This window comes from Cellulomonas sp., assembly GCF_017744555.1.
Classification (GTDB): Bacteria; Actinomycetota; Actinomycetes; order Actinomycetales; family Cellulomonadaceae; genus Cellulomonas.
In genome coordinates this window covers 76,232-99,498 of sequence record NZ_JAGIBD010000010.1, presented here as the reverse complement: position 1 = coordinate 99,498, position 23,267 = coordinate 76,232, and the positions used below count along the sequence as shown (strand labels likewise).

The window sequence follows — 23,267 nt, the reverse complement described above, 5'->3', positions numbered from 1 at the left end:
CGCGAGGCGACTCGCGTGCCGCAGTACACAGCATGCCCGCGTAGCTCAGTGGATAGAGCGTCTGCCTCCGGAGCAGAAGGTCGAAGGTTCGAGTCCTTTCGCGGGCACCCTCACCGATCGCAGAGCCGTACCGTCACCACGCGGTGCGGCTCTCGTCGTCTCCGATGCGTTGCCCCGCAGCCGTCTCACAGGTCGGCGGAGCATCGTCGTGCCACGCCGGACCGTCCGCCGGCCAGGGAGACGCCATGGGCGCACGCGCGGGCCACGCGCTCGCGGCCGCCGGGGATGCGGCGCACCAGGCCGGCCGCTGGCTGCGGGGGGCGCCGGGGACGCTCGTGTGGCTCGGGATCCTGCTCGTCACCGAGATCATCAGCGGGCGCCTGTCACCCGAGGCGCTGCACGACGTGCTCGGTGCGCGGTCGACGAACCTCGACCACCTCGCGTCCGACCCGGTGCACGTCCTCGTCGTGAGCGCGTTCTGGCTCGCGGGCGGGACGTGGCTCTCCTACGCGGTGCTGTTCCTCGTCTTCGTCGCGACCACCGAACGGTGGCTCGGGACGGGCCGGTGGCTGGTGGTGCTCGCGACCGCGCACGTGCTCGCGACGTACGTCAGCCAGGGGGTCCTCGCCCTCTGGATCCACCTCGGCCAGGAGCCGGCCAGCGAGGCCCACACGCTCGACTACGGCGTGAGCTACGCGCTCGCGGGCTGCCAGGCGGTCCTGACGTGGCACGTCGCCCGGCCGTGGCGGTGGGCCTACCTGGCCGCGCTGCTGGCCGTGTACACGACGCCGCTGCTCGTCGACGTCGACTTCACCGACGTCGGGCACGTCACGGCCGCGCTCCTGGGCCTGGCGCTCTATCCGCTGACGCGCGGGATGGGCGAGCCGTGGGACCCCGGGCGCTCCTGGCGCCGGCGGCGCGCGGGCGTGACGCGCGGCTTCACCCGGACGTGACCTGTGTCGTACCGGGCATAACAGGGCATAGTGGACACACCCGGCGTCCGTGACACGGCCGTCGCCGCCCGAGCTCCACCGTGGAGGTCCCCGTGCGCGTCCCGGCCACCCTGTCCTGTCTCGCGCTCGCGAGCGCCGCCGTCCTCGTCGCGACCCCCGCGGCCGCCGATCCCGGCACACCCGCCTGCGGCTCGACGCTCACCGTCGACACCGTGCTGCGGTCCGACCTCGTGTGCGCGGGCGACGGACTCACGCTGGCCGCCGACGTCGACCTCGACCTGCACGGGCACACGCTGCGCGGCACCGCCGGCGGCGTCGGCCTGTCGATCGCGTCCGTCGGCAGCGCCACCGTCAAGAACGGCACGGTCACCGGCTGGGACACCGCGGTCCGCACGCTCGTCGACTGGGACGTTGACGAGGGGAGCGGGCCGCTCACGGTCGACCGGGTGTCGTTCCGGGGCAACGGCACCGGGATCGACGGGACCGGCGACGGAGGTCTGCGCGCCAAGTCCATGACCGTCACGCGGTCGACGTTCACGGGCAACCGCCGGGCGGGGATGACCGCCGAGCTGACCACCGTCCGCATCGACTGCACCACGTTCGCCGACAACGCCGTCGGGTACTGGGGCGACACGGGCTCCAGCGCGACGGTCACGAGCACCCGGTGGCTCCGCAACGACCGCGCACTCATCGCCGTCGAGGCGAACGCGGACATCGCGCGCTCGACGTTCCGCGACAACCCCCAGGCCGTCTACAGCACCGGTGCCGTCGCGGGGATCAGGCTCACGGACAGCCGGCTGAGCGGCTCGGACGTCGCGTTCGACGGTCGGGGCGCGGAGGCGCGGATCTCCTCCTCGACGTTCGTCGGCAACACCACGGCCGTCGTCGTGGGTCCGTTCGGGGCCACCGTCTCGTCGAGCACGTTCCGGGACAACGGCACGACGGTGACGCTCGACCCCGATGCGCTGTGGAGCGAGCCCTCCGTCGTCGTGCAGGGCAACGTCTTCCGGCACAACGCCGACGGCCTGCGGCTGGAGGGGGTGGGTGCGTTCGTGAGCATCGGCGGCAACACCGCGCGCTACAACACGGGCTGGGGCATCTACGCGCCGGGCGCGACCGACCTCGGCGGGGACACCGCCAGCCACAACGGGAACGAGCCGCAGTGCGTCGGGGTCGCCTGCTCCTGACGGCGGCCGCAGCGACCATCATCCGGGACGGTGCGCGTGACGGTTGACCTGCGTCGGACCGGTTCCTAGGGTCCGCACCCCCGACCGTCAGGAGCCCCGCCGTGCCCACGATCCGCTCGCTCGCGTTCCTCACGCCGGGCAACTTCCTCGACGACGACCCCGCCACCGGGCTGGAGTCGACGCTCGGCCTGTTCGCGTTCGCCGAGCGGCTCGGGTACCAGGGCGCGTGGGTGCGGCAACGGCACCTCGAGCACGGCATCTCGTCCGCGGCCACGTTCCTCGCGGCCGCCACGCAGCGGACGCGCACGATCGAGCTCGGCACGGCCGTGATCCCGATCGGGTACGAGAGCCCGTTCCGGCTGGGCGAGGACCTCGCGACCGTCGACGTGCTCTCGCACGGACGGCTGCAGGCCGGGCTCAGCGCGGGCACGCCGCCGCATCTCGAGCTGCTCGGCGAGAAGGTGTTCGACGGCGACTGGCGGGACGTCGACTTCTCGCACGCGCGCATCGAGCGGCTCGCCGACGGCCTGCGCGGCACGTACCTGGGCGACGAGGACACGCGGATCGTGTCGCCGGGCAACGTGCAGCGACCCCGGCTGCAGCCGCACAGCCCGGGGCTCGTGCGGCGGCTCTGGTACGGCGCCGCGTCGCGGGCGTCGTCGCTGTGGGCCGCGGAGCACGGGCTGCACCTGCTCACCGGCAACATCGTCGCCGGTGAGGGTTCCGACGACTTCGTGACCGCGCAGCGCGCCAACCTGGCGGCGTTCCGGGCCGCGTGGGCCGGTGCGCACACGCCGCGCGTCGCGCTCGGGCGGGTCGTCGTGCCCACCGACGGCGCCGACCGGGCGACGCGCGAGCGGTACCGGGAGTACGCGCGCAGCAGGCACGAGCGGACGCTCGCGCCCGTCGGCCCGCGCCGCACCCTTTTCGCGCCCGACCTCGTGGGGAGCAGCGACGAGATCGTGGAGCGGCTCCTGGCCGACGACGCCGTCGGCGACGTCGACGAGCTGCGGCTCGAGCTGCCGTACGAGCTCACCGCCGAGGACTACGAGCAGATCCTGCACGACGTCGCGAGGCTCGTGGCGCCGCGGCTCGGGTGGCAGCCGGCGACGACGTCCGAGGCCGTCGCGGTCCCCTAGCCGGGGACCTCCGCGAGGGCGGCGTCGGCCACGTCGACGTCGTCGGGCGTGCGGCCGTCGCGTCGGCCGCCGTGGAGCCAGCGGGTCGAGCCGACCACCGCCGCCAGGACCAGCAGCACCGCGCAGAACAGCAGAGACACGACGAACGACGACGAGGTCACCGCCGTGTCGGCGCCGCGGAACAGCAGGCCGGATGCGACCGCCACGCAGAACGTCGCCGACAGGCGCTGCGTGAGCTGCAGGAACGACGCGGCGACGCCGTGGAACCCGGGCGGCGCGAACGCGAGCGTCACGGCCCGCAGCGGCGGCTCGACCAGCCCGCTCGCGAAGCCCAGGAGCACCTCGACGACCGCGACGACGACCAGCAGCGCCGCGCCGTCCGCCCCGCGCGCGACGGCGGCGGCGAGTCCGGCGAGCGCGACCACGTGCAGCAGCAGCGCGACCGGGACGAGCCGCGAACCCTGGCGGTCGAAGACGCGTGCGGCGAGCGACGACGACACGACGCGGCTCGCCGCCGACGGCAGCAGCACCGCGGCGACCGCGAGCGCGCGGACGTGCGCGCCCTCGAGGAGGAACAGCGTGACGACCGTCGAGTGCGCGACGACGGACCCGAACCACAGCAGCGCGACCGCGTTCCCGGCGACGAACCCCGGCTGCCGGACGAGCGCCGGCGCGAACAGCGCGACGCGGCCGCGCCGCGCGTACCGCCGTTCCCAGACGACGAGCACGGTGACCAGGACGGGCACGGCGACGGCCGCGGTCCCCCACACGGACGGGCGGGCACCGGGGTCGATGACGGGCAGCGTGACCAGCACCGCGAGCCCGCCGAGCAGGACGACCGCGGGGACGTCGAGGTCGGGCCGCCGGCCCGTGCGGGCGGTGGCGGGGACGACGCGCACGGCGAGGACGAGCGTCGCGACGGCGAACGGGACGTTGACCAGCAGCACCGCCCGCCAGCCCCACGCGGGCGGGAGCAGCGCGAGGAGCGTCGCCGCCGACACCGGCCCGACGAGCGCCGCCGCGGCACCGGCGCTCGTGTAGGCCGCGAGCGCGCGGACCCGTCGGGCGGACGTGAACAGGTCCTGGATGAGGCCGAGCACCTGGGCGCTGATCAGGCCCGCGCCGAAGCCCTGCACCAGCCGCGCGCCGACGACCCACCACATGCCGCCCGCGACCGCCGCGGTGCAGCCTCCGACGACGAACACGGCCAGCCCGGCGACGAGCAGGCCGCGTCGTCCGAAGGCGTCGCCGAGCCGTCCGCCGGGCACCAGTCCGAGGCCGAACGTCAGCGAGTACGAGGCGAGCAACCACTGCACCTGCGCGGTGCTCGCGCCGAGCTGCTCGGACAGGCTCGGCACGGCGAAGCCGAGGACGGCGGAGTCGACGAGCGTCGCGAAGCCGGCGCCGAGGCAGCACCACAGGGCGAGCCTGGTCTGTCGGTCGGTCACGGTGCGGCCCTCCGGTCGGTGGGCACCCGGGGCGGGGTGCGGCGGGCACCGTAGGAACCGCGTCGAGCCTGGTCAACGGCGGGTCGGGTGTGCTCACGATGCGGACCGTGGCCGTGGGGCGCGCCTGCTCGCCGTCGTCGGCGCGGGTGGCCGATCGGGTGAAAGGCGCGACTGGTCGCGTCGCGTTCCCGCTGGCCAGGGCATCAGGGACGCGAGCGGCGTGTGACGTGGGCCACATCCGCCCAGGTCGCGTTCCTACACTGCGCCGCGTGCTCCGCTCCCCCCGTGCCTGGCCGGCGCTCGTCGCGGCCCTCGTCGTCCTCGCGCTCGGCGCCGCCGTCGCCGTGGGCGTCGGTCAGGTGCTCGGGCTGAGCTTCACGCCCGCCGACACGCCCGCCGCAGCGCCTGCCGGTCGCCCGCCCACGCCGGTCGTCGCCGCACCGGCGATCGCGAGCCTCGACGTGCCGGCCGGCGAGCGCGTCGCGTGGGCGGCCGAGGCCGTGCGCGAGGCGCTGACCGGGCGCGGGCTGCCCGCGCCGGCGATCACGACGGGCGCGACCGACGCCGACCTCGCAGCCCGCGTCGTGCCCGCCTTCGACGACTCCCCCGAGGCCTACCGGGTGCGCACGACCGGTGCCGGGCGCTACGCGGTCGAGGCCGCCGGCGTCGACGGGGTCGCAGCGGGGCTGTACGCGGTCGCGGACCGGATCAGGTCCGGCGCCGCCGTCGTTCCTGCCGGCACCGACGGCGCCACGCAGTCGCCGCGGCTCGGGCTGCGGCTCACCGACTCCGGGTCGGTCGGGCGCGAGCCGGACGAGGCCGCGTTCGCCGCCGGGGACGACTACTCGCTCAACACCGACGTCGTCGCCGGGGCCGTGCTGCCCGCTGCACCCTGGGTCGACGCGGCGGCGGTCGCGCGGATCGACGAGCAGTTCCGGCAGCTCGTCGGGCACGCACTGCGCCAGGGGTACAACGGGGTCGTCGTGCCCGGGTTCCTCGAGTACGTGTCGTTCCGCGACGTCGACGGCGTCTACCCCGCCGGCGACCCGCACGTGGAGCGCGCGCAGGCGATGGTCGAGGCGTTCGCACCGGTGTTCCGGTACGCGCACGACATGGGCCTGCACGTGTACCTCCTCACCGACATGCTCGCCGTCTCGCCCCCGCTCGAGGCGTACCTCGACCGGACCGTGGGCGGGCTGGACGTCGAGGACCCCGCGCTGTGGTCCGTGTACCAGGCGGGGCTCTCGGAGCTGTTCGACGCGATGCCGTTCGTCGACGGGCTCATGGTGCGGATCGGCGAGGGCGGCGACGTCTACCAGGCCGGGTGGGACTACTCGTCACGGCTCGCGGTCACCACGCCGGCCGCGGTCAGGACGATGCTGCGTGCCCTGCTCGACACGGCCGGCGCGCACGACAAGGACCTCATCTTCCGGTCGTGGACCGTCGGCGTCGGTGCGGTCGGCGACCTGCACACGAACCCGGCGTCGTACGACGAGGTCCTCGGCGACCTCGACGACCCGCACCTGGTGGTGTCGACCAAGTACACGATGGGCGACTTCTACAGCCACCTCCCGCTCAACCCGACGCTCTCGATCGGGTCGCAGCGTCGCATCGTCGAGCTCCAGGCGCGCCGCGAGTTCGAGGGGTTCGGTGCCCTGCCGAACGACCTCGTCGCCGAGCAGGGGCAGGCGCTCGCGACGTTCCTCGCCGCGAACCCGCACGTCGAGGGCATCTGGAACTGGACGCAGGACGGCGGCCCGCTGCGTGCCGGGCCGATGACGCTGTACCTGCGGACCGGGTTCTGGCAGCTCTACGACCTCAACACGTACGGCGCCGCTCGTCTGGCGTGGGACCCGTCGGCCTCGCCTGCGCAGGTCACGTCCGACTGGGTGCGCCAGACGCTGTCCGACGACCCCGCGACCGCGGACGCCGTCGCCGGCGCGCTGGCCCGGTCGCGCGAGGCGATCACGCGCGGGCTCTACATCGGGCCGTACGCCGAGCAGAGCGTCAAGGCGCTCGGCCTCGAACCGCCGCCCATGATGTGGATCTTCGAGTGGGACATCGTCACCGGCGACTCGGCCGCGCTCGACAGCATCTACGCCGTGAGCCGTGACGACCTCGACGGGGCGATCGCGGACGGTACGAGGGCGGCGTCCGTCGCGTCCGGCATGCGTGACCAGGTCGCGGCGACCGACCCCGCGACCTGGCGCTCGCCCGAGCTGTACCGGTCGTTCGTCGACGCGCTCGACTACGAGACGAACCTGCTGCAGACGCTCGCCGCCTACCGGGCCACCGTGCTGCGGCACGCCGAGTGGCTCGACACCGGAAGTGCGACCGCACGCGCGCAGTGGGAGGCGGCCGAGCAGGAGTACCGCGCGGCTCGGGCGGCGCACGTCGCCCGGTACTCGGGCGACGTCGACCTGCCGGCGTACAGCTTCACCGCCGCCGACCTCGGCAGCGTGCGGGCCGACCGCGACCCGGCGATGGCCTGGCTCGCGCGAGGGCTGCTCGCCGCGACGCTCGTCGTGCTGGCGCTCGGCTCCGGGCCCGTGCAGCGGCGGCTGCGGCTTCCTGGGTCAGGTGCGCTGCAGGCGCTGCTCGTGGCAGCCGTGCGGCCGTGGCGTCTCGGTGCGGTCGCGGCCCCGACGACGCGGGTGGACCGGGTCGTCGTCTGGGCGCTGCCCGCCGCCGTGCTCGTCGTGAGCCGCGCCGCCTACACCTGGTTCGCCGCGCCCGCGCACCTCGTCGCGACCCTCGGGGCGTGGGCCGTGCTCGCGGCCCTGCTGCGCCTCGTCGTCCGACGCCGGGACCCGTTCCACCTGTGGGCCGCGCTCGGCGGCGTCGTGCTGCTGCGGACCGTCGTGCTGCTCGTCGCGCTCGCCGTGCGTGGGCCAGGGCGGTACTGGTTCGCGTTCTGGACCGCCCCCGCGTCTCGCACCGTGTACGTCACCGTCGCGTTCGCGGCGTTCTGCTGGCTGTTCGTCGTCGTCGCGCTCGTGCTGCGGCGCGCGTACGGGCTGTCGACGCCACGCGCGGCCGGGCTGACGGCTGCAGCCGGCGGCCTCACGCTGGCCGTCGTCGCCGGGGTCGTCGCCGGGATCGGGCTCGAGCGTGCCCTCACGGTGTGGAACGACCAGATGGCGCTGCTGCCGTGGGGGCTGTCGCGGATCCTCGGGATCACCGTCTACCTGGGCATCCCCGCGTCGCTGCCGGGTGCGCTCGCGGTCGTCGGGCTGGTGGTCGCGGCCGTGGGGGCTGCCGTCGCGGTGCCGCGCCGCCGTCTTGCGCCTCCTGTCGCGGACGCCCCGGAGCGTGCGGCGGTCGTGCACGGCTCGTAGGGTCGCAGCAGCCCTGCACCCGACGGCTCGGAGGCGGCCACCGTGCACCACGTGGAGATCTTCCTGCTGGTCGCCGGGGCCGTGCTCGTCGCGGCCGCGTGCCGTCGACGGGGCTGGCCGGCACCCCTCGTGATCGTCGCGATCGCGCTGGTCGTCTCGTTCGTGCCGCACGTGCCCCGGTACGAGATCGACTCCGAGATCATCCTCGAGTTCGTCCTGCCGCCGCTGCTGTACTCCGCCGCGCTGTCGAGCTCGTACCGGGACTTCCGGGCCTCGCTGAACTCGATCACCCGGCTCGGCGTCGGTCTCGTGCTCGTCTCCGCGGTCGCCGTCGCGCTCGTCTTCTGGGCCTCCGAGATCGCCGTGCCGTTCGCGGCCGCGCTCGTGCTCGGCGCGGTCGTCGCACCACCGGACGCGGTCGCCGCCGCGGCCGTCGGGCGCAGGCTCGGGCTGCCCCGGCGCGTCATGACGCTGCTGTCGGGCGAGAGCCTCATCAACGACGCGACGTCGCTGACGCTCTACAAGGTCGCGCTCACCGGCGTCGCGACCGGCACGTGGCTGCTCGGCGACGCCGTCAGGACGTTCAGCCTCGCCGTGGTGCTCGGCGTCGGCGTCGGGCTCGTGCTCGGCTGGGTGGTGCACCAGATCCGGCTGCACCTCGACGACCCCGTCGTCGCGTCCGCCATCGGGCTGCTCACCCCGTTCGCGGCGTACTGGTTCGCCGAGGCCGTGACCGGCTCCGGCGTGCTGGCCGTCGTCACCGCCGGGCTCTACCTCGGGCACACGTCGCCCCGCGCCGGCTACGCCACCCGGCTCTACGAGGAACCCATCTGGTCGACGCTCGACATCCTGCTCGAGTCGTTCACGTTCGCCCTCATCGGCGTCCAGCTGCCCTGGGTCATCCGCGACGTCATCGCGTCCGACCAAGGCCTCGGGCACGGCATCGCCGTGTCGCTGCTCGTGCTGCTCACCGCGATCCTCGTCCGGCCCGCGTACATCTTCGTGACCTCACGGTTCGACCACCTGCGCCTGCGCGGCAGCCACCGACCGGCGCACGACTCGCTCACCGCGCGCGAGTCCGCCGTCGTGTCGTGGGCCGGGATGCGCGGCGTCGTCACGCTCGCCGCCGCCGCCGCCATCCCCGTCACGCTCGGCGGCGCACCGTTCCCCGAGCGCGCGACCATCCAGCTCGCCGCCTACACCGTCGCGCTCGGCACGCTCCTCGCGCAGGGGCTCACACTGCCGTGGGTCATCCGCCGCCTGCGGGTCGGCTCCGACGACGAGGCCGCGCGCGACGCCGCCCAGGAAGCCGCTACCCGCGTCGCGACCGCCGAGGCCGTGCAGCAGGCGCTCGAGTCGCGGCGTGACGCGTGGGCGGCGCTGGTCGGCCCCGAGCAGGCCGACGAGACGATCGGGCGGCTGTCCGCCGCATGGCGCGCGCGCGCCGCAGCAGCCGCCGTCATGCTCGACCCCGAGCACGCCGACGAGCTGCTGCCCGACGACCTCGACGTCTCCGAGAGTGCGCGCGGGCTCGGGCCGCTCGCCGCGCCGCCCAGCGAGGACGGTCGGCTGCCGGGGGCCGAGGAGTCTCGACGCGCCCAGAAGCTGCGGCGCCAGATCGTCGCCGTGCAGCGCGACGTGCTCATGCAGCGGCGGGACTCCGGGGAGCTCGACGAGACCGTGATGCGGCGGATGATGCGCGAGCTCGACCTGGAGGACGAGAGCCTGTCGTCGTCGTGGTTGGAGCGCGTGCAGGGCTGACCGCGGCTGTGCGGCCGGTGCGCGGGCCTGCGTTGCTACTGTGCGCCGCTGTGACCGAGGAAGGGGCCCACGACGTGATGCACTACCTGTCGTTCGCGGTGTTCGCCCTGGTGGTGGCCGTCGCGCCCGGACCGGACACCCTGCTGACGCTGCGGAGCACGGTCGCCGGAGGGCGCGCCCGAGGGCTCTGGACGATGGCCGGCATCACCGTCGCGGGGTCGCTGCAGGGCACGCTCGCGGCGTCCGGGCTCGGCGTCGTCATCGCCCGCGCGGAACCCGTGTTCGAGGCGATCCGGTGGGCGGGAGTCGCGTACCTCGTCTTCCTCGGAGCTCAGGCGCTGCGCGCCGCGCGGAGGTCCGACGGCGTCGACTGGGCCGCGTCCGAGCGCCTCCCCCGTACCTCGCCGCAGCGCGCCCTGTGGACCGGGTTCCTCTGCAACATCACCAACCCGAAGGTCCTCGCGTTCAACCTCGCCGTGCTCCCGCAGTTCGTCGGCGCCAGGGCGGGGGTGTCGTCGTGGCTGCTCTACGCGCTGACGCTGTCCGCGGTCGGCGCGCTCGTGCTGCTCGGCGTGGTGCTGGGCGTGGGGGCCGCCACCCGGGCGATCGCCTCGCGGCGGGCGCAGCGTCGGGTCGACGCCGCGGCCGGGGTGGCGTTCCTGGGGTTCGCCGCCGCACTCGCCGTGGAGGGGTGACGGCAGGATCGCTCACCGTCGAAGGCTGACGGCAGGACCGCTCACCGGTGGGGGCTGACGGCGTGACCGCTGACCGTCGGAGGCTGACGGCGTGACCGCTGACCGTCGGGGCTGACGGCGTGACCGCTGACCGTCGGGGGCTGACGGCGTGACCGCTGACCGTCGGGGCTGGCGGCGGGCGCCGGTGGGCAGGGGCGCCCTCACCTGTGGACGGAGTTGCCTGTGGACAGGGGGCCTGTGGACGGCTCGACGACGCGTTTGCGCAGGTCAGGGGCTTGACACGCACACCGCACTGGGGCACGATCGAACACATGTTCGACCCTAATCCGTCGCCTGCGCTCGCCGCTCTCGCGGCGCTGGAGCCGCTCGTTGACGCTCTCGTCGACGAGGCGCGCCGGGCCGACGGATGGACTCGACAGGCACGCGACGCTGCGCTGAACGGTCTGGACCGACTGAATGCCGCCGTGGCACAAGCGCGAGCGCACGTGCTCGTCGCGGAGCGTGCGGCCGGCACGTCGGTCGGGCCGGGCGACCGCTCGTTCGAGGCAGCACGGGCACGCCGCGCACGGCTCGGGCTGGGCGAGGCCTCACGGCAGGTGCGTCAGGCCGACGCCCTGGTCACCATGCCTGTCGTCGCGGCGGCGGTCCGGTCCGGCGGGTTGCCGCTCGAGCACCTGGACGCCGTCGCACGGACGACCGCCCGGGCGTCCCTCGCCGTCGCCGAGCGGCTGTCGTCCCCCGAGGGTCAGGCGGCCGTCGTGCGGATGGCGGCGTCCCAGAGCGCGCCCGAGTTCGCGCGGTCGCTCGCACACATGGTCGCCACGATGGAACCGGCGGCGCTCGAGCGAGGCCACGAGGCGCAGCGGCGCGAGCGGTTCTTCGTGCTGACCGACCGACCCGACGGGACGTTCGTGCGCGGGCGGCTGGACCGGATGGCAGGCGAGGCGCTGCGGCTCGCGGTCGAGGCGGTCGGGGAGGTTCCCGGCCCGGACCGATCGCCCGAGCAGGCGGCCGCGGATGCGCTGGTCGCGCTCGCGGAACGCGCCCTGGCGGCCGGTCGCGTGGGCGGGGATGTTGCTGCCGTGTCGGGGGTGTCGGCACGGCCGCACGTGTCTCTCGTCGTGCCCGCCGAGACGCTCGCCGAGCTGCGTGCGCACCACGCCGCACGAGCTGCCGGGGACGAGCCCGCATGGACGTCGGTCCCGCCCTCGTCGACCGAGGACGGCTCCCCCGTGCCCATGTCCGTGCTCGCCCGCGCGCTGTGCGACTGCGAGGTGACGCGGATCGCCGTCACGGCCGAGGGGACGCCGACCGACCTCGGCCGGACGCGGCGCGTCTACACCGGGGCGCAACGGCGGGCGGTCGTCCTGCGCGACAGGCACTGCGCGTGGAACGGGTGTGGCAAGCCGGCGCGTTGGGGCGAGGTCCACCACATGCGCTGGTGGGATCGCGACGGTGGTCGGACGTCGGTGTCGAACGGCGTGCTGCTGTGCGTCTACCACCATCACGAGGTGCACCGGATGGACCTGACGATCGAGCGCCACGTCGCGCCGCCACGACGAGAACGCCCTGTGCGCAGCGACGTCCTGGGCATGCCGACCGCCGCGAGGTACACGTTCCGCTCCCGGTCCGGTCGGGTCGTCAGCGCGCCGCCCCAGGCGGTGGGTGATCAGGGCGAACACGTTTGGTCGAGCCCCTGACCTGCAACAACGCCGCTGCACGGCCTCCGGGGGGCAGGTCAGGACCTTCGCCCCATTCATCCGACGTCTCGAGTCAATAGCGTCATGGATGTCGCAACCGCGATCTCCAGCGTCGGAGCGAACCCACACCTGTTGCCTGCTCAAGGGGAGCCCACGGTGACCGTCACCGAGTCCAGCACGTCGCGCACGTCCAAGGGCCGCAAGGCCGACACCGTCGTCCCGGCAGCCGCCTCCGCGGTCGCCGTTCCGACCACCGCACCCGCGCCGACGACGCCCGAGGCCGACATCACCGGTGCCATTGACCAGCTCGTCGCGAACGCCTCCAAGGCCCTCGCCGAGTACTCCCGCTTCACGCAGGAGGACGTCGACCGACTCGTGAAGAAGGGCTCTGTCGCCGCGCTCGACCAGCACGGTCAGCTCGCCAAGCTCGCCGTCGAGGAGACGGGCCGTGGCGTCTTCGAGGACAAGGCCGTCAAGAACATCTTCGCGTGCGAGCACGTGACGAACTCGATGGCGGACCTCAAGACCGTCGGCGTCATCAACCGCGACGACCTGCGGGGCATCACGGAGATCGCCGAGCCCGTCGGCGTCATCTGTGGCGTCACGCCCGTGACGAACCCGACGTCGACCGCGATCTTCAAGTCGCTCATCGCGCTCAAGACGCGCAACCCGATCATCTTCGCGTTCCACCCGAGCGCCCAGAAGTCCTCCGTCGCGGCCGCCAAGGTCGTGCGGGACGCCGCGGTCGCCGCCGGCGCGCCGGAGCACTGCATCCAGTGGGTCGAGACCCCCTCGATCGCCGCCACCAACGCGCTCATGAACCACCCGGGCGTCTCGACGATCCTCGCGACCGGCGGCAACGCGATGGTCCGCGCGGCGTACTCGTGCGGCAAGCCCGCGCTCGGCGTCGGTGCCGGCAACGTCCCCGCGTACATCGAGAAGTCTGCGAAGCTGAAGCGGGCCGTCAACGACGTCGTGCTGTCGAAGGCGTTCGACAACGGCATGATCTGCGCCTCCGAGCAGGCCGTGATCCTGGACGACGTCATCTACGACGAGGCCATGCGCGAGTTCGCGGTCCTGCACGCCTACCGTGCGACGCCCGCCGAGAAGGCCAAGCTCGAGCAGTTCATCTTCGGCGTGGACGCAGAGGGCACGAACTGCGCCGAGGCCAAGCTCAACCCGTCGGTCGTCGGCCAGACCCCGCAGTGGATCGCCGAGAAGGCCGGCTTCTCCGTCCCCGCCGACACGTCGATCATCCTGGCCGAGGTGTCGGGCGTCGGCCCGCAGGAGCCGCTGACCCGCGAGAAGCTCGCGCCGGTCCTCGCGGTGCTGCGCGCGACGTCGACCGAGCACGGCATCAGCCTGGCCGAGCAGATGGTCGAGTTCGACGGCCTCGGCCACTCGGCGGCGATCCACACGCGCGACGACGCCCTCACCGAGGAGTTCGGCAGCCGGGTCAAGGCCGTCCGCGTCATCGCGAACGCCCCCAGCTCGCTCGGCGGCATCGGTGACATCTACAACGCGTTCATCCCGTCGCTCACCCTGGGCTGCGGGTCGTACGGGCACAACTCCGTGTCCAACAACGTCTCGGCGGTGAACCTCATCAACGTCAAGCGGGTCGGTCGCCGCAACAACAACCTGCAGTGGTTCAAGGTTCCGGCGAAGACGTACTTCGAGCCCAACGCCATCCGCTACCTGTCCGACATGGCCGGCGTCGAGCGCGTCACGATCGTCACCGATGCCACGATGACCACGCTGGGCTTCGTCGACAAGATCATCGACGTCCTCAACCGCCGCCCCAACAAGGTCGCGCTGCAGATCATCGACCAGGTCGAGCCCGAGCCGTCCGTGCGGACCGTCAAGGCCGGTGCGGCGCAGATGCGCCACTTCCGCCCCGACACGATCATCGCCCTCGGCGGCGGCTCGCCGATGGACGCGGCGAAGGTCATGTGGCTGCTCTACGAGCACCCGGAGATCGACTTCAACGACCTCAAGCAGAAGTTCTTCGACGTCCGCAAGCGCGCGTTCAAGTTCCCGCTGCTCGGCGACCTGGCGCAGCTCGTCTGCATCCCGACCACGTCGGGCACGGGCGCCGAGGTCACGCCGTTCGCGGTCATCTCCGACCCCGACGCCGGCAAGAAGTACCCGCTCGCGGACTACGCGCTCACGCCGACCGTCGCGATCATCGACCCGGTGCTGACCTCGAAGATGCCCGCCTCGCTCGCCGCGGACTCGGGCTTCGACGCCCTGACGCACGCCACCGAGGCGTTCGTCAGCGTCTACGCCAACGACTTCACGGACGGCATGGCCCTCCAGGCGATCCGCCTGATCTTCGACAACCTGGCGATGTCCGTGAACGGGGACCCGAACGACCCCGCGACGCGGGACGCCCGGGAGAAGATGCACAACGCCGGGACGATCGCGGGCATGAGCTTCGGCAACGCGTTCCTCGGGATCGTGCACGCGATGGCCCACGTGGTCGGGTCGACGTACCACCTGGTGCACGGCCGCACGAACGCGACCCTGCTCCCCCACGTCATCCGCTACAACGGCACCGTCCCGACCAAGCTCACGAGCTGGCCGAAGTACGAGAACTACGTCGCTCCGGAGCGGTTCCAGCAGATCGCCCAGATGCTCGGCCTGCCGGCCTCGACGCCGGCCGAGGGCGTGGAGTCCTACGCCCTCGCGGTCGAGGCGCTGCGCTCGAAGGTCGGCATCCCGTCGTCCTTCCAGGCGCAGGGCGTCGACGAGCGGGAGTTCATCTCCCGGCTCGACGAGGTCGCGATGGGCGCCTACGAGGACCAGTGCGCTCCCGCCAACCCGCGCATGCCGATGATCGACGACATGAAGGACCTGATGACGGCGGCCTACTACGGAACGTCGCTGGAGGACGTCCGTACGCGCCGCAGCGAGCAGCTGGAGGCCTGAGACCTCCGCGGCCGCCCTGCCCCCCCTCTGCGGGAGCGGCCGACCTGCTCGCCCCGATGCCTCGCCCGGCTGACCACCCGCCGGGCGAGGCATCGCCTTGTCCGGTGACGAGCCGCGAGCGGCATCACGTTGCCGGGCCGGCGGCGACCGCACCGGTGGGCGAAGCCGGCGACGGGCGGGCAGACTATGGCGGACCCGACCCCCAGGAGGACACCGTGCCCCCGATCGGCCACCCCCTCACGCGGACCGCGACCCCCTTGTCGTTCCGCACCCGCACCACCTCACGCCTGGCCGTGCTCACGCTCACCGTGGGCGCCGTCGCCGGCCTCGCAGCCTGCTCCGACTCGGACATCGACGACGCCGCCCAGCAGGCCAAGGACGCTGCCAGCAGCGCCCGCAGCGCCGTCGACGAGGCCCGCCAGTCCCTCGAGGACGCCAGCCAGGAAGCGCAGAAGGCCAAGGACCAGATCGCGGCCGCGAAAGAGAAGCTGAGCGCGCTCGACGCGAACGCGAAGGCGAAGGCCGACGAGGCCGTGAGCCAGGCGCAGCAGGCCGTCACAGACGCCCAGGCCGCGCTCGACAAGGCCAAGGCCGACGGCACCGAGCAGAGCCAGCAGGCCATCGCCGACGCGCAGGCCGAGCTCGACGCGGCGCGGCAGAACCTCGACGCGGCGAAGGCCGACGCGGGCGGCGACGCCGCCGACGCGCTCGACGACCTCTCGCAGCAGCTGTCCTCGTTGAGCGACGACCTGCGGAACGCGACCTCCGGCTGACGGTCGACGGGGCTCCGGCCGGCGAGCCGGAGCCCCGTGGTCGGCACGCGCAGTGCCCACGGTCGCGAGCCGTCCCGTACCGCGTCGCACTCGACTGTCCACGACGGGCACCTCGTCGGGTGCGAGCCGTCCCGTCCGACGTCGCACTCGTCCGCCCACGACGGGCGCCTGGTCGGGTGCGAGCCAGACGTCGCACTCGTCCGCCCACGACGGGCGCCTGGTCGACCGGGGCCGCGCCCATCCGGGTGATTTCGCGGCTTCACGGCGCGGGACGTTGTACCGCCGGACCGACGTGCCGATGGTGAAGGTATGGCCGACCGACACCCCGTGCGCGTCACGCGCAGGCACCACGTGGAGTGGTGGGTGCTGAGCGCCTGGGCGTCGCTCGCGATGCTCGTCGTCGTCGGTGCGATGGCGGCGGCCGGCATCCTCTGAGCCGGCGCCCGACGCCGACGCTCTCGTCGACCCTGCGGCTCGTCGACCGTGCGGGTCCACCGTGCGGGTCCACCGTGCGAGTCGCCCACCGAACGGGTCGTCCATCGAACGGGTCGTCCGCCGCGCGGGTAGTCCATCGTGCGCGTCGTCGTCGACCGGCTGTCCCGCGCGGACGGGAACGGTCGACGGAGCCTCGGGCGCACGGTCGGCCTATCCTCGCGAGGTGACGACGCCGACCACCTTGACCCCTCGCTGGCGTGAGGTGGCCCGTGCGACGGGCCTCCTGACTCCGACCGGCGACGTTCGCGCGACGGTGTTCGCCGAGATGTCGGCGCTGGCGACCCGGACGGGTGCGCTGAACCTCGGGCAGGGCTTCCCCGACGTCGACGGTCCCGGATCGGTCGCCCGGGCGGCGGCGGACGCCATCGCACAGGGAGCGAACCAGTACCCGCCAGGCCCGGGGATCCCGGCGCTCCGCGAGGCCGTCGCGGAGCACCAGCTGGCCCGGTACGGGCTGACGTTCGACGTCGATCGAGAGGTGCTCGTCACCGCTGGCGCCACCGAGGCGCTCGCGGCCGCAGTCCTCGCCCTGACGGGTCCGGGTGACGAGGTGCTGACGCTCGAGCCGTTCTACGACTCCTACGCGGCCGCCGTTGCGATGGCCGGCGCGACGCACACGACCGCGCCGCTGCGCCCGACTCCCGACGGCTTCCGGCTCGACGTCCAGGCGCTCACGGCCGCGTTCACCGACCGCACCCGGCTCGTGCTGCTGAACACCCCGCACAACCCGACCGGCACCGTGCTGACCCGCGAGGAGCTCACGGTCGTCGCGCGCCTCGCGATCGAGCACGACGCCGTCGTCGTCACGGACGAGGTGTACGAGCACCTCCTCCTGGGCGGCCCCGCACGCCCCGAGCACGTGCCGATCGCGACGTTGCCCGGGATGGCGGAGCGCGCGCTGACCGTGTCGTCGGCGGGCAAGACGTTCTCGTTCACGGGCTGGAAGATCGGCTGGGTCACCGGCCCCGAGCACCTGGTCACGGCCGTGCGGACGGTCAAGCAGTTCCTGACGTACGTGTCGGGCGCGCCGTTCCAGCCGGCCGTCGCGTTCGCGCTGCGCGACCCGGAGGTCGCGGACTGGGTCGACGAGCTGGCTGCGTCCCTCACGCGCCGCCGCGACCTGCTGTGCAGCGGGCTGGTCGACGCCGGGTTCGGCGTGGTCCGGCCCGACGGCACCTACTTCGTGCTCGCCGACGCGGCCCCTCTCGGGTTCGACGACGGCGAGGCCCTGTGCCACGCGCTGCCCGGGCTCGCCGGTGTCGTCGGCGTGCCCGTCACCGCGTTCACGCACGCCGGGTCGGAGGCCGACACCGCGCTGCGCTCGTGGGTCCGGTTCACCTTCGTCAAACGGGACGACGTCCTGGAGGACGCCGTCCACCGCCTGCAGGCGCTCCGCACGCGCTGAGCGGCCGCCCAGGGCGGCTCCTGTCCGCTCGGTCCGCCGAGCCCGTCGACGCGGCACCGGTCGATACCGACCGGCGATGTCGCTGCACCGCTGCCGCCGCGGCCGGCGACCCGTCGGGACGTCGGCCGCGGAGCACGGTCACGCCGCCCAGGCGCCCCCGCGACGGTAGGCGGGGGTCGCGATCGCAAGCACCAGCAGGGCCGCCACCGCCGCAGCGACCATGACGCCGGCCATCGCGACGGAGTCCCCGCCGAACAGGCTCGACAGCGGGCTGATCGCCGCGGACACCCCGATGCCGATCGCCCCGATGAGCGCCGCGGCGGTGCCGGCGATCTCGCCGTGCCGGCTGAGGGCGAGCGCGGACGCGTTCGGCGGTGCGAGGTTGACGAGCGCGAGCACGAGCCACAGCGCCACGAGGATCGCGGCGAGCCCACCCCACCCGGTGATCGCGATGGCCAGCAGACCCGTCGTGAACGCCACGGACAGCGGCAGCGCGACGCGGATGATCCGGATCGGCGCGACCCGCCGGACCAGTGCCGCGTTGACCTGCGCACCGCCGACGAGCCCGAGGCCGTTCACGGCGAAGAGCAGCGAGAACTGGTGCGACGACAGCCCGTACCCCTCCTGGAGCACGAACGGCGACGCGACGACGTAGCTCATGAGCACGGCGTTCCCGAGACCGGGCATGAGCGCGAGCGCGAGGAAGTGCCGGTCGCGGAAGAGCCGGGCGTACCCCGACATCGCCGTCCGCATGCCGCCGTCGCGTCGCCGCTCGGGCGGGAGCGTCTCGGGCAGGCGGCGCCAGACGACGAGCCACAGCGCGACGCCGAACAGCCCGAGCGCACCGAACACGCCGCGCCACCCGACCTCGCCCGCGATGAGTCCGCCGACCGAGGGCGCGAACAGCGGGGCCACGCCGATGACGAGCATGAGGCGGGAGATCAGCCGGGACGCGTCGGCGCCGACGAACCGGTCACGGATCACGGCCATCGCGACCACGGTCGCGGCGGCGTTGAAGAAGCCCTGCGCCACCCGGATGCCGATGAGCGGGAGGATCGCCGGCGCGAGCGCGCACAGCACCGACGTGACGACGTGCAGAGCGACACCGATGAGCACCGGCTTGCGCCGGCCGAACCGGTCCGACAGCGGCCCGATGACGAGCTGGCCGAGCGCGCCCCCGACCATCATCGCGGTCATCGTCAGCTGGGCGGCCGTCGCGGACGTGTTCAGGTCGCGCGCGACGTCCGGCAGCGACGGCAGGTAGATGTCGTTCGAGATCGCCGGGAGCGCGCACATCATGCCGAGCAGCAGCACGTACTTCGCGTTCGGGCGGTACGTCGGCGCGGTGGACTCCGCTGCGGCGGGATGGACCGCGCCGCCGTCGGTGCCAGGCGTCTCGGCCGGGGCGGCGGTCGACCCCGGGGCCGGCGCGGCGTGGACCGTCGCGGGCGTCGCCGGCGTGGGGACGGACGGCGTGGGCACGGCCGGCGTCGGCACGGCCGGCGTCGGCACGGCCGGCGTCGGCACGGCCGGCGTCGGGTGGGGCGAACCGGGGAGGGTGGCGTGGCGGCCCGGGCTCAGGTGCGTGGTCATCGGCTGCTCGACGAGGGTCGGTGGCGGGCGGGATCGAGGGCGGGGGCATAGGTCGTGCGCAAGCTCATCGCGGTCAAGTCTCACACCGCCGACGCTCCGACGCGAATCGATTCGACCCGCGTCAACCTGCGGTGTCGTCAACATCACCCCGCTCGACGGCGGCGCGCATGGACCTCGTCATCGTCGGGTCACGCGGCCCCCCGGACACCGTCACGGGCCGGTCATGCCGGTCACGCAGTCACGCCGCCGCTCGCGTCAGGGGCAGGGGCCACCGCTCGCGTCAGGGGGCAGGGGCCACCGCTCGCGTCAGGGGGCATGGGCCACCGCTCGCGTCAGGGCCACCGCTCGCGTCAGGGCCACCGCTCGCGTCAGGGCCACCGCTCGCTTCAGAGCAGAGGTCCGGCGGGAACCGGGCTCACCGCGTGTGCACCTCAGCCCGGACCGCGTCGGCGAGCCGGTCGACCGCCTCCGGCAGCACCGCGTCGACGAGGTTGCCGTACCCGAGGACGAGCGCAGGCGGGTGCCCGTCGGGCACCACGTGGTAGCGGCCGGCGGCCACGACGTGCACCTGCCGCTGCGCGGCCAGCCGCACCACGCGCTGCTCGTCGGCCCCGTCGGGCAGCGCGAGCACCGCATGGAGCCCTGCGGCGACCCCGGAGACGCGCAGCTCGGGCAGCGCTGCCGCGAGCGCCGCCAGGAGCGCGGTCCGACGACGGCGGTATCGCGTCCGGGCCGCCCGGAGGTGGCGGTCGTACGACCCGTCGGCGACGAGCGCGGCGAACGTGAGCTGGTGCAGCACCGGCGGAGGCGGCACGGACGGGTCGAGCCCGGCCCACCTCCGCGCAGCGACGACGAGCCACCCCGTGCCGAACGCTGGCGCGAGCGTCTTGCTGAGCGACCCGACGAGCACGACGCGGTCGGGCGCGAGGCCCTGGAGCGCCGCGACCGGTCGCCGGTCGTAGCGGAACTCGGCGTCGTAGTCGTCCTCGAGGACCACGCCGTCGACGTCACGCGCCCACCGGACGAGCGCCTCGCGCCGCGCGGGGGCGAGGACGCCGCCCGACGGGAACTGGTGGGCGGGCGTCACGAGGGCAGCGCGGGCACCGGTGCGCTCCGCGAGCGCCACGAGCGCGTCGGTGTCGACGCCGTCGGAGTCGACCGGGACCGGCACGGGCTCGAGGCCGGCACGCCGGGCGACGTCGCGCAGGACCGGCCAACCCGGGTCCTCGACGAGGAGTGCACGGTGCCCCGCCGCGACCAGCGCGCGTGCGACCCGCGCGACGCCGTCGCTCGACCCGTGCGTCACGACGACGTCGTCCGGTGCCGCGACGACCGCCCGGGACACCGTGAGCCTCGCCGCGAGCGCCGCGCGCAGCCCTGGTTCGCCGAGCGGGTGAGCGCCGAGGAGGTCGGACGGGCTCGCTGCCATGACGGCGTCGTGGGCTGCGCGTGCCCACGCCTGGCGCGGGAGGTGGCGGAGGTCGGCGACGCCGGGTCCGAGGTCGTAGCGCAGACGCCCCGACGGTGGCGGAGGGCTCGTCGCGGGTGGCACGACGGTGGTGCCGGGGCGACCGTCGGCCGGCACGCCCGTCGAGGACGCGGCGGAGAGCGACGACGCGACCTGCGAGCGCGCGGTCGCGGGCAGGACGGGCGGCGTCCCGCCGACGCCCTGCACGGGCCAGGCACCCTGCGCGACGCGCGTGGCGGAACCGGTGCGGGCGTCGAGCACGCCTTCGGCGACGAGCTCGCCGTACGCCTCCGTGACGACCCACCGCGAGACGCCGAGGCTCTCCGCGAGCGCCCGACTGGGGGGCAGCGCCGCCCCCGCGGCGAGCCGCCCTTCCCGGACGGCGGCGCGCACGGCCCGAGCGAGCTGGTCACGCATGGGCCCGGACCCGTCGAGAGCGAGCAGCAGATCAGCGCCGGTCAACGAATTGGTCTGGTCGGACCGCATGGAATCGGACCGTACCACCGGGCCGCTCATCTCCTACCGTCGACGCGTGACCCTGACGCACGGGTCCCGACGCCACGACCACCGAGGAGCCCCCATGCAGTACCGCACGATCGGCACCGGCGCCACGACCGTCGAGGTCAGCACGCTGTGCCTCGGCGCGATGAACTTCGGCACCAGCACCGCCGAGGACACCGCGTTCGCGATCCTCGACCGCTTCGTCGAGGCGGGCGGAACGTTCGTCGACACCGCGAACAACTACAACGCGTGGATCCCCGGCGGGCACGGCCGCGAGAGCGAGGACGTGCTGGGCCGGTGGATCCGGTCGCGCGGCGCGGCCGGCCTCGTCAAGGTCGCGACGAAGTGCGGTGCCGGCAAGAAGGACCCCGCGCTGCCGCTGTCGGGCGTCGCGCCGACGAACTTCGAAGGCCTCGGCGCCGACGTCGTCAAGCGCGAGGCGTTCGGGAGCATGCGCCACCTCGGCGTCGAGAAGCTCGACGTGCTGTACGGGCACGTCGACGACCGCGAGACACCGCTCGAGGAGACGGTCGGCGCATTCGGTGAGCTCGTCGCGGACGGGGCGGTCACTGTGCCGGGCATCTCGAACGTCACCGTGTGGCGGGTCGTCGAGGCCCGGGCGACCGCCGAGCGGCTGGGCGTGGCGCCGTACGGGATCGTGCAGCAGCAGGGCGGGTACCTGCAGCCGACGCAGAACCCGTTCCGCACCAACTGGATCACGGGCGACCTGCTCGACTACGCGGCCTCGACCGGCGTCGACGGCCGGCCGTCGCTCGCCGTCGTCGCGTACTCCCCGCTGCTCAAGGGGGCCCTGTCCCGCGACGACAAGCCCCTCTCGGGCGGCACCGACCATGCGGGCGGCAGGCACCGGCTCCAGGTGCTCCGCGACGTCGCACGCGAGCTCGGGGTCAGCCCCGAGACCGTCGCCCTCGCGTGGCTGATGGGGGGCGAGGTGCCCGTGGTGCCGCTCGTGGGCCCGAGCAGCGTCGCGCAGCTCGACGACGCCCTCGCCGCGGTGGACCTGGTGCTGGACGACGACGTCCGGGCACGGCTCGACGCGGCCTGAGCCCACGGGAAACGTCGCCGCGCGGGAGGACGGCCGCGGTCGCGCGCGGTGTCGGTGGCGCCTGCGATCCTGGGGGGATGTGTGGGCGATACGCGTCCTTCCGCGAGGACCAGACCCTGGCCGACGAGTTCGCGATCGCGACCGTGGCCGACGACGTGCGGCTGCTCGGGCCGTCGTGGAACGTGGCGCCGACCGACGGGGTCCGGATGGTCGTCGAGCGGGCCGACAAGCAGACGGGTGAGGTGACCCGCCAGCTCCGGGTCGCCCGCTGGGGGCTGGTCCCGTCGTGGGCCAAGGACCCGTCGGTCGGCAACCGGATGATCAATGCTCGCGTCGAGTCGGTCGCGGACAAGCCGGCGTTCGCCCGTCCGTTCGCGACCCGCCGGGCGCTGCTTCCCGCCGACGGCTACTACGAGTGGAAGAAGCCCGGCCCGGGCGCGACGACGAAGCGCAAGCAGCCGTTCTACCTGCACCCGGAGACCGGCGAGGTCGTCGCGCTGGCCGGCCTCTACGAGTTCTGGAAGGACCCGTCCAAGACCGACGACGACCCCGACCGGTGGATCGTCAGCACCACGGTCATCACCCGCCCGGCCACCGACGAGCTCGCGCACATCCACGACCGGCAGCCGCTCATGCTCCGGCCAGAGGCGTGGGACGCGTGGCTGAGCCCCGCGACGAGCGCCGACGAGGCGGCCGCCCTGCTCGACGCCGAGCCGCCGCGCATCGTCGCGACTCCCGTGTCCACGCAGGTCAACGCGGTCGCGAACAACGGGCCGGACCTCGTCGAGCCGGTGGAGCCGGAGCCCGAGGCCTGAGC

16 protein-coding genes and 1 tRNA gene are annotated in these 23,267 nt (G+C 73.9%); 14 read left to right on the top strand and 3 right to left on the bottom strand.

Annotated elements, in window-relative coordinates; genetic code table 11:
- The first annotated feature begins 34 nt into the window (after positions 1-34).
- From J7523_RS08860 to J7523_RS08845, 4 genes are all read left to right on the top strand, one after another.
- Positions 35-107 (top strand) — tRNA-Arg (locus J7523_RS08860).
- A gap of 138 nt (positions 108-245) precedes the next feature.
- Complete coding sequence (locus J7523_RS08855) at positions 246-953, top strand: rhomboid-like protein (protein WP_291885078.1); 708 nt, start codon at positions 246-248, stop codon at positions 951-953.
- Between the two features lie 92 nt (positions 954-1,045).
- Positions 1,046-2,140, top strand: a complete 1,095-nt coding sequence (locus J7523_RS08850) for a right-handed parallel beta-helix repeat-containing protein (protein WP_291885076.1) — start codon at positions 1,046-1,048, stop codon at positions 2,138-2,140.
- Positions 2,141-2,241: 101 nt separating this feature from the next.
- Positions 2,242-3,279, top strand: a complete 1,038-nt coding sequence (locus J7523_RS08845; RefSeq protein ID WP_291885073.1) for an LLM class flavin-dependent oxidoreductase — start codon at positions 2,242-2,244, stop codon at positions 3,277-3,279.
- Here the strand turns inward: J7523_RS08845 and J7523_RS08840 are convergent.
- A complete protein-coding gene (locus J7523_RS08840) occupies positions 3,276-4,727 on the bottom strand; it encodes an MFS transporter (protein ID WP_291885071.1) in 1,452 nt (483 codons plus the stop codon). The two genes, J7523_RS08845 and J7523_RS08840, sit on opposite strands and share 4 nt — an antisense overlap.
- A gap of 269 nt (positions 4,728-4,996) precedes the next feature.
- On the opposite strand from J7523_RS08840, the gene J7523_RS08835 reads away from it, so the two are divergent.
- The 8 genes from J7523_RS08835 (at position 4,997) to J7523_RS08800 (ending at position 17,822) form a co-directional block, all read left to right on the top strand.
- The gene (locus J7523_RS08835; protein ID WP_291885068.1) at positions 4,997-8,065 is read left to right on the top strand and encodes a hypothetical protein; all 3,069 of its coding nucleotides are present in this window, start codon (positions 4,997-4,999) and stop codon (positions 8,063-8,065) included.
- A 51-nt stretch (positions 8,066-8,116) separates the two neighbouring features.
- Entirely contained in the window at positions 8,117-9,826 is a 1,710-nt protein-coding gene (locus J7523_RS08830) for a sodium:proton antiporter (RefSeq protein WP_291885064.1), read from the top strand.
- A gap of 50 nt (positions 9,827-9,876) precedes the next feature.
- The gene (locus J7523_RS08825; RefSeq protein ID WP_291885061.1) at positions 9,877-10,521 is read left to right on the top strand and encodes a LysE family translocator; all 645 of its coding nucleotides are present in this window, start codon (positions 9,877-9,879) and stop codon (positions 10,519-10,521) included.
- Between the two features lie 464 nt (positions 10,522-10,985).
- Entirely contained in the window at positions 10,986-12,221 is a 1,236-nt protein-coding gene (locus tag J7523_RS08820) for a DUF222 domain-containing protein (protein ID WP_291885058.1), read from the top strand.
- A 156-nt stretch (positions 12,222-12,377) separates the two neighbouring features.
- On the top strand, positions 12,378-15,149 hold the full coding sequence (gene adhE, locus J7523_RS08815; RefSeq protein ID WP_291885055.1) for a bifunctional acetaldehyde-CoA/alcohol dehydrogenase: 2,772 nt from the start codon (positions 12,378-12,380) through the stop codon (positions 15,147-15,149).
- A 215-nt stretch (positions 15,150-15,364) separates the two neighbouring features.
- Positions 15,365-15,922: a hypothetical protein gene (locus J7523_RS08810; RefSeq protein ID WP_291885052.1), complete on the top strand. Its 558-nt coding sequence runs from the start codon at positions 15,365-15,367 to the stop codon at positions 15,920-15,922.
- A gap of 309 nt (positions 15,923-16,231) precedes the next feature.
- Positions 16,232-16,357 carry a molybdopterin oxidoreductase gene (locus tag J7523_RS08805; RefSeq protein WP_291885049.1) on the top strand — a complete coding sequence of 42 codons (126 nt, stop codon included), beginning with the start codon at positions 16,232-16,234 and terminating at the stop codon, positions 16,355-16,357.
- 223 nt (positions 16,358-16,580) lie between these two features.
- The gene (locus J7523_RS08800) at positions 16,581-17,822 is read left to right on the top strand and encodes a pyridoxal phosphate-dependent aminotransferase (RefSeq protein WP_291885045.1); all 1,242 of its coding nucleotides are present in this window, start codon (positions 16,581-16,583) and stop codon (positions 17,820-17,822) included.
- A 138-nt stretch (positions 17,823-17,960) separates the two neighbouring features.
- Here the strand turns inward: J7523_RS08800 and J7523_RS08795 are convergent, their stop codons facing one another.
- Together J7523_RS08795 and J7523_RS08790 are read right to left on the bottom strand one after the other, a co-directional pair.
- A complete protein-coding gene (locus tag J7523_RS08795) occupies positions 17,961-19,415 on the bottom strand; it encodes a Bcr/CflA family efflux MFS transporter (RefSeq protein WP_291885042.1) in 1,455 nt (484 codons plus the stop codon).
- 415 nt (positions 19,416-19,830) lie between these two features.
- Complete coding sequence (locus J7523_RS08790; RefSeq protein WP_291885039.1) at positions 19,831-21,369, bottom strand: PLP-dependent aminotransferase family protein; 1,539 nt, start codon at positions 21,367-21,369, stop codon at positions 19,831-19,833.
- Between the two features lie 94 nt (positions 21,370-21,463).
- On the opposite strand from J7523_RS08790, the gene J7523_RS08785 reads away from it, so the two are divergent.
- Both J7523_RS08785 and J7523_RS08780 read left to right on the top strand, forming a co-directional pair.
- On the top strand, positions 21,464-22,450 hold the full coding sequence (locus J7523_RS08785) for an aldo/keto reductase (RefSeq protein WP_291885036.1): 987 nt from the start codon (positions 21,464-21,466) through the stop codon (positions 22,448-22,450).
- Between the two features lie 77 nt (positions 22,451-22,527).
- Positions 22,528-23,265, top strand: coding sequence for an SOS response-associated peptidase (locus J7523_RS08780; RefSeq protein WP_291885033.1), 738 nt, complete (start codon positions 22,528-22,530; stop codon positions 23,263-23,265).
- Positions 23,266-23,267 lie beyond the last annotated feature (2 nt).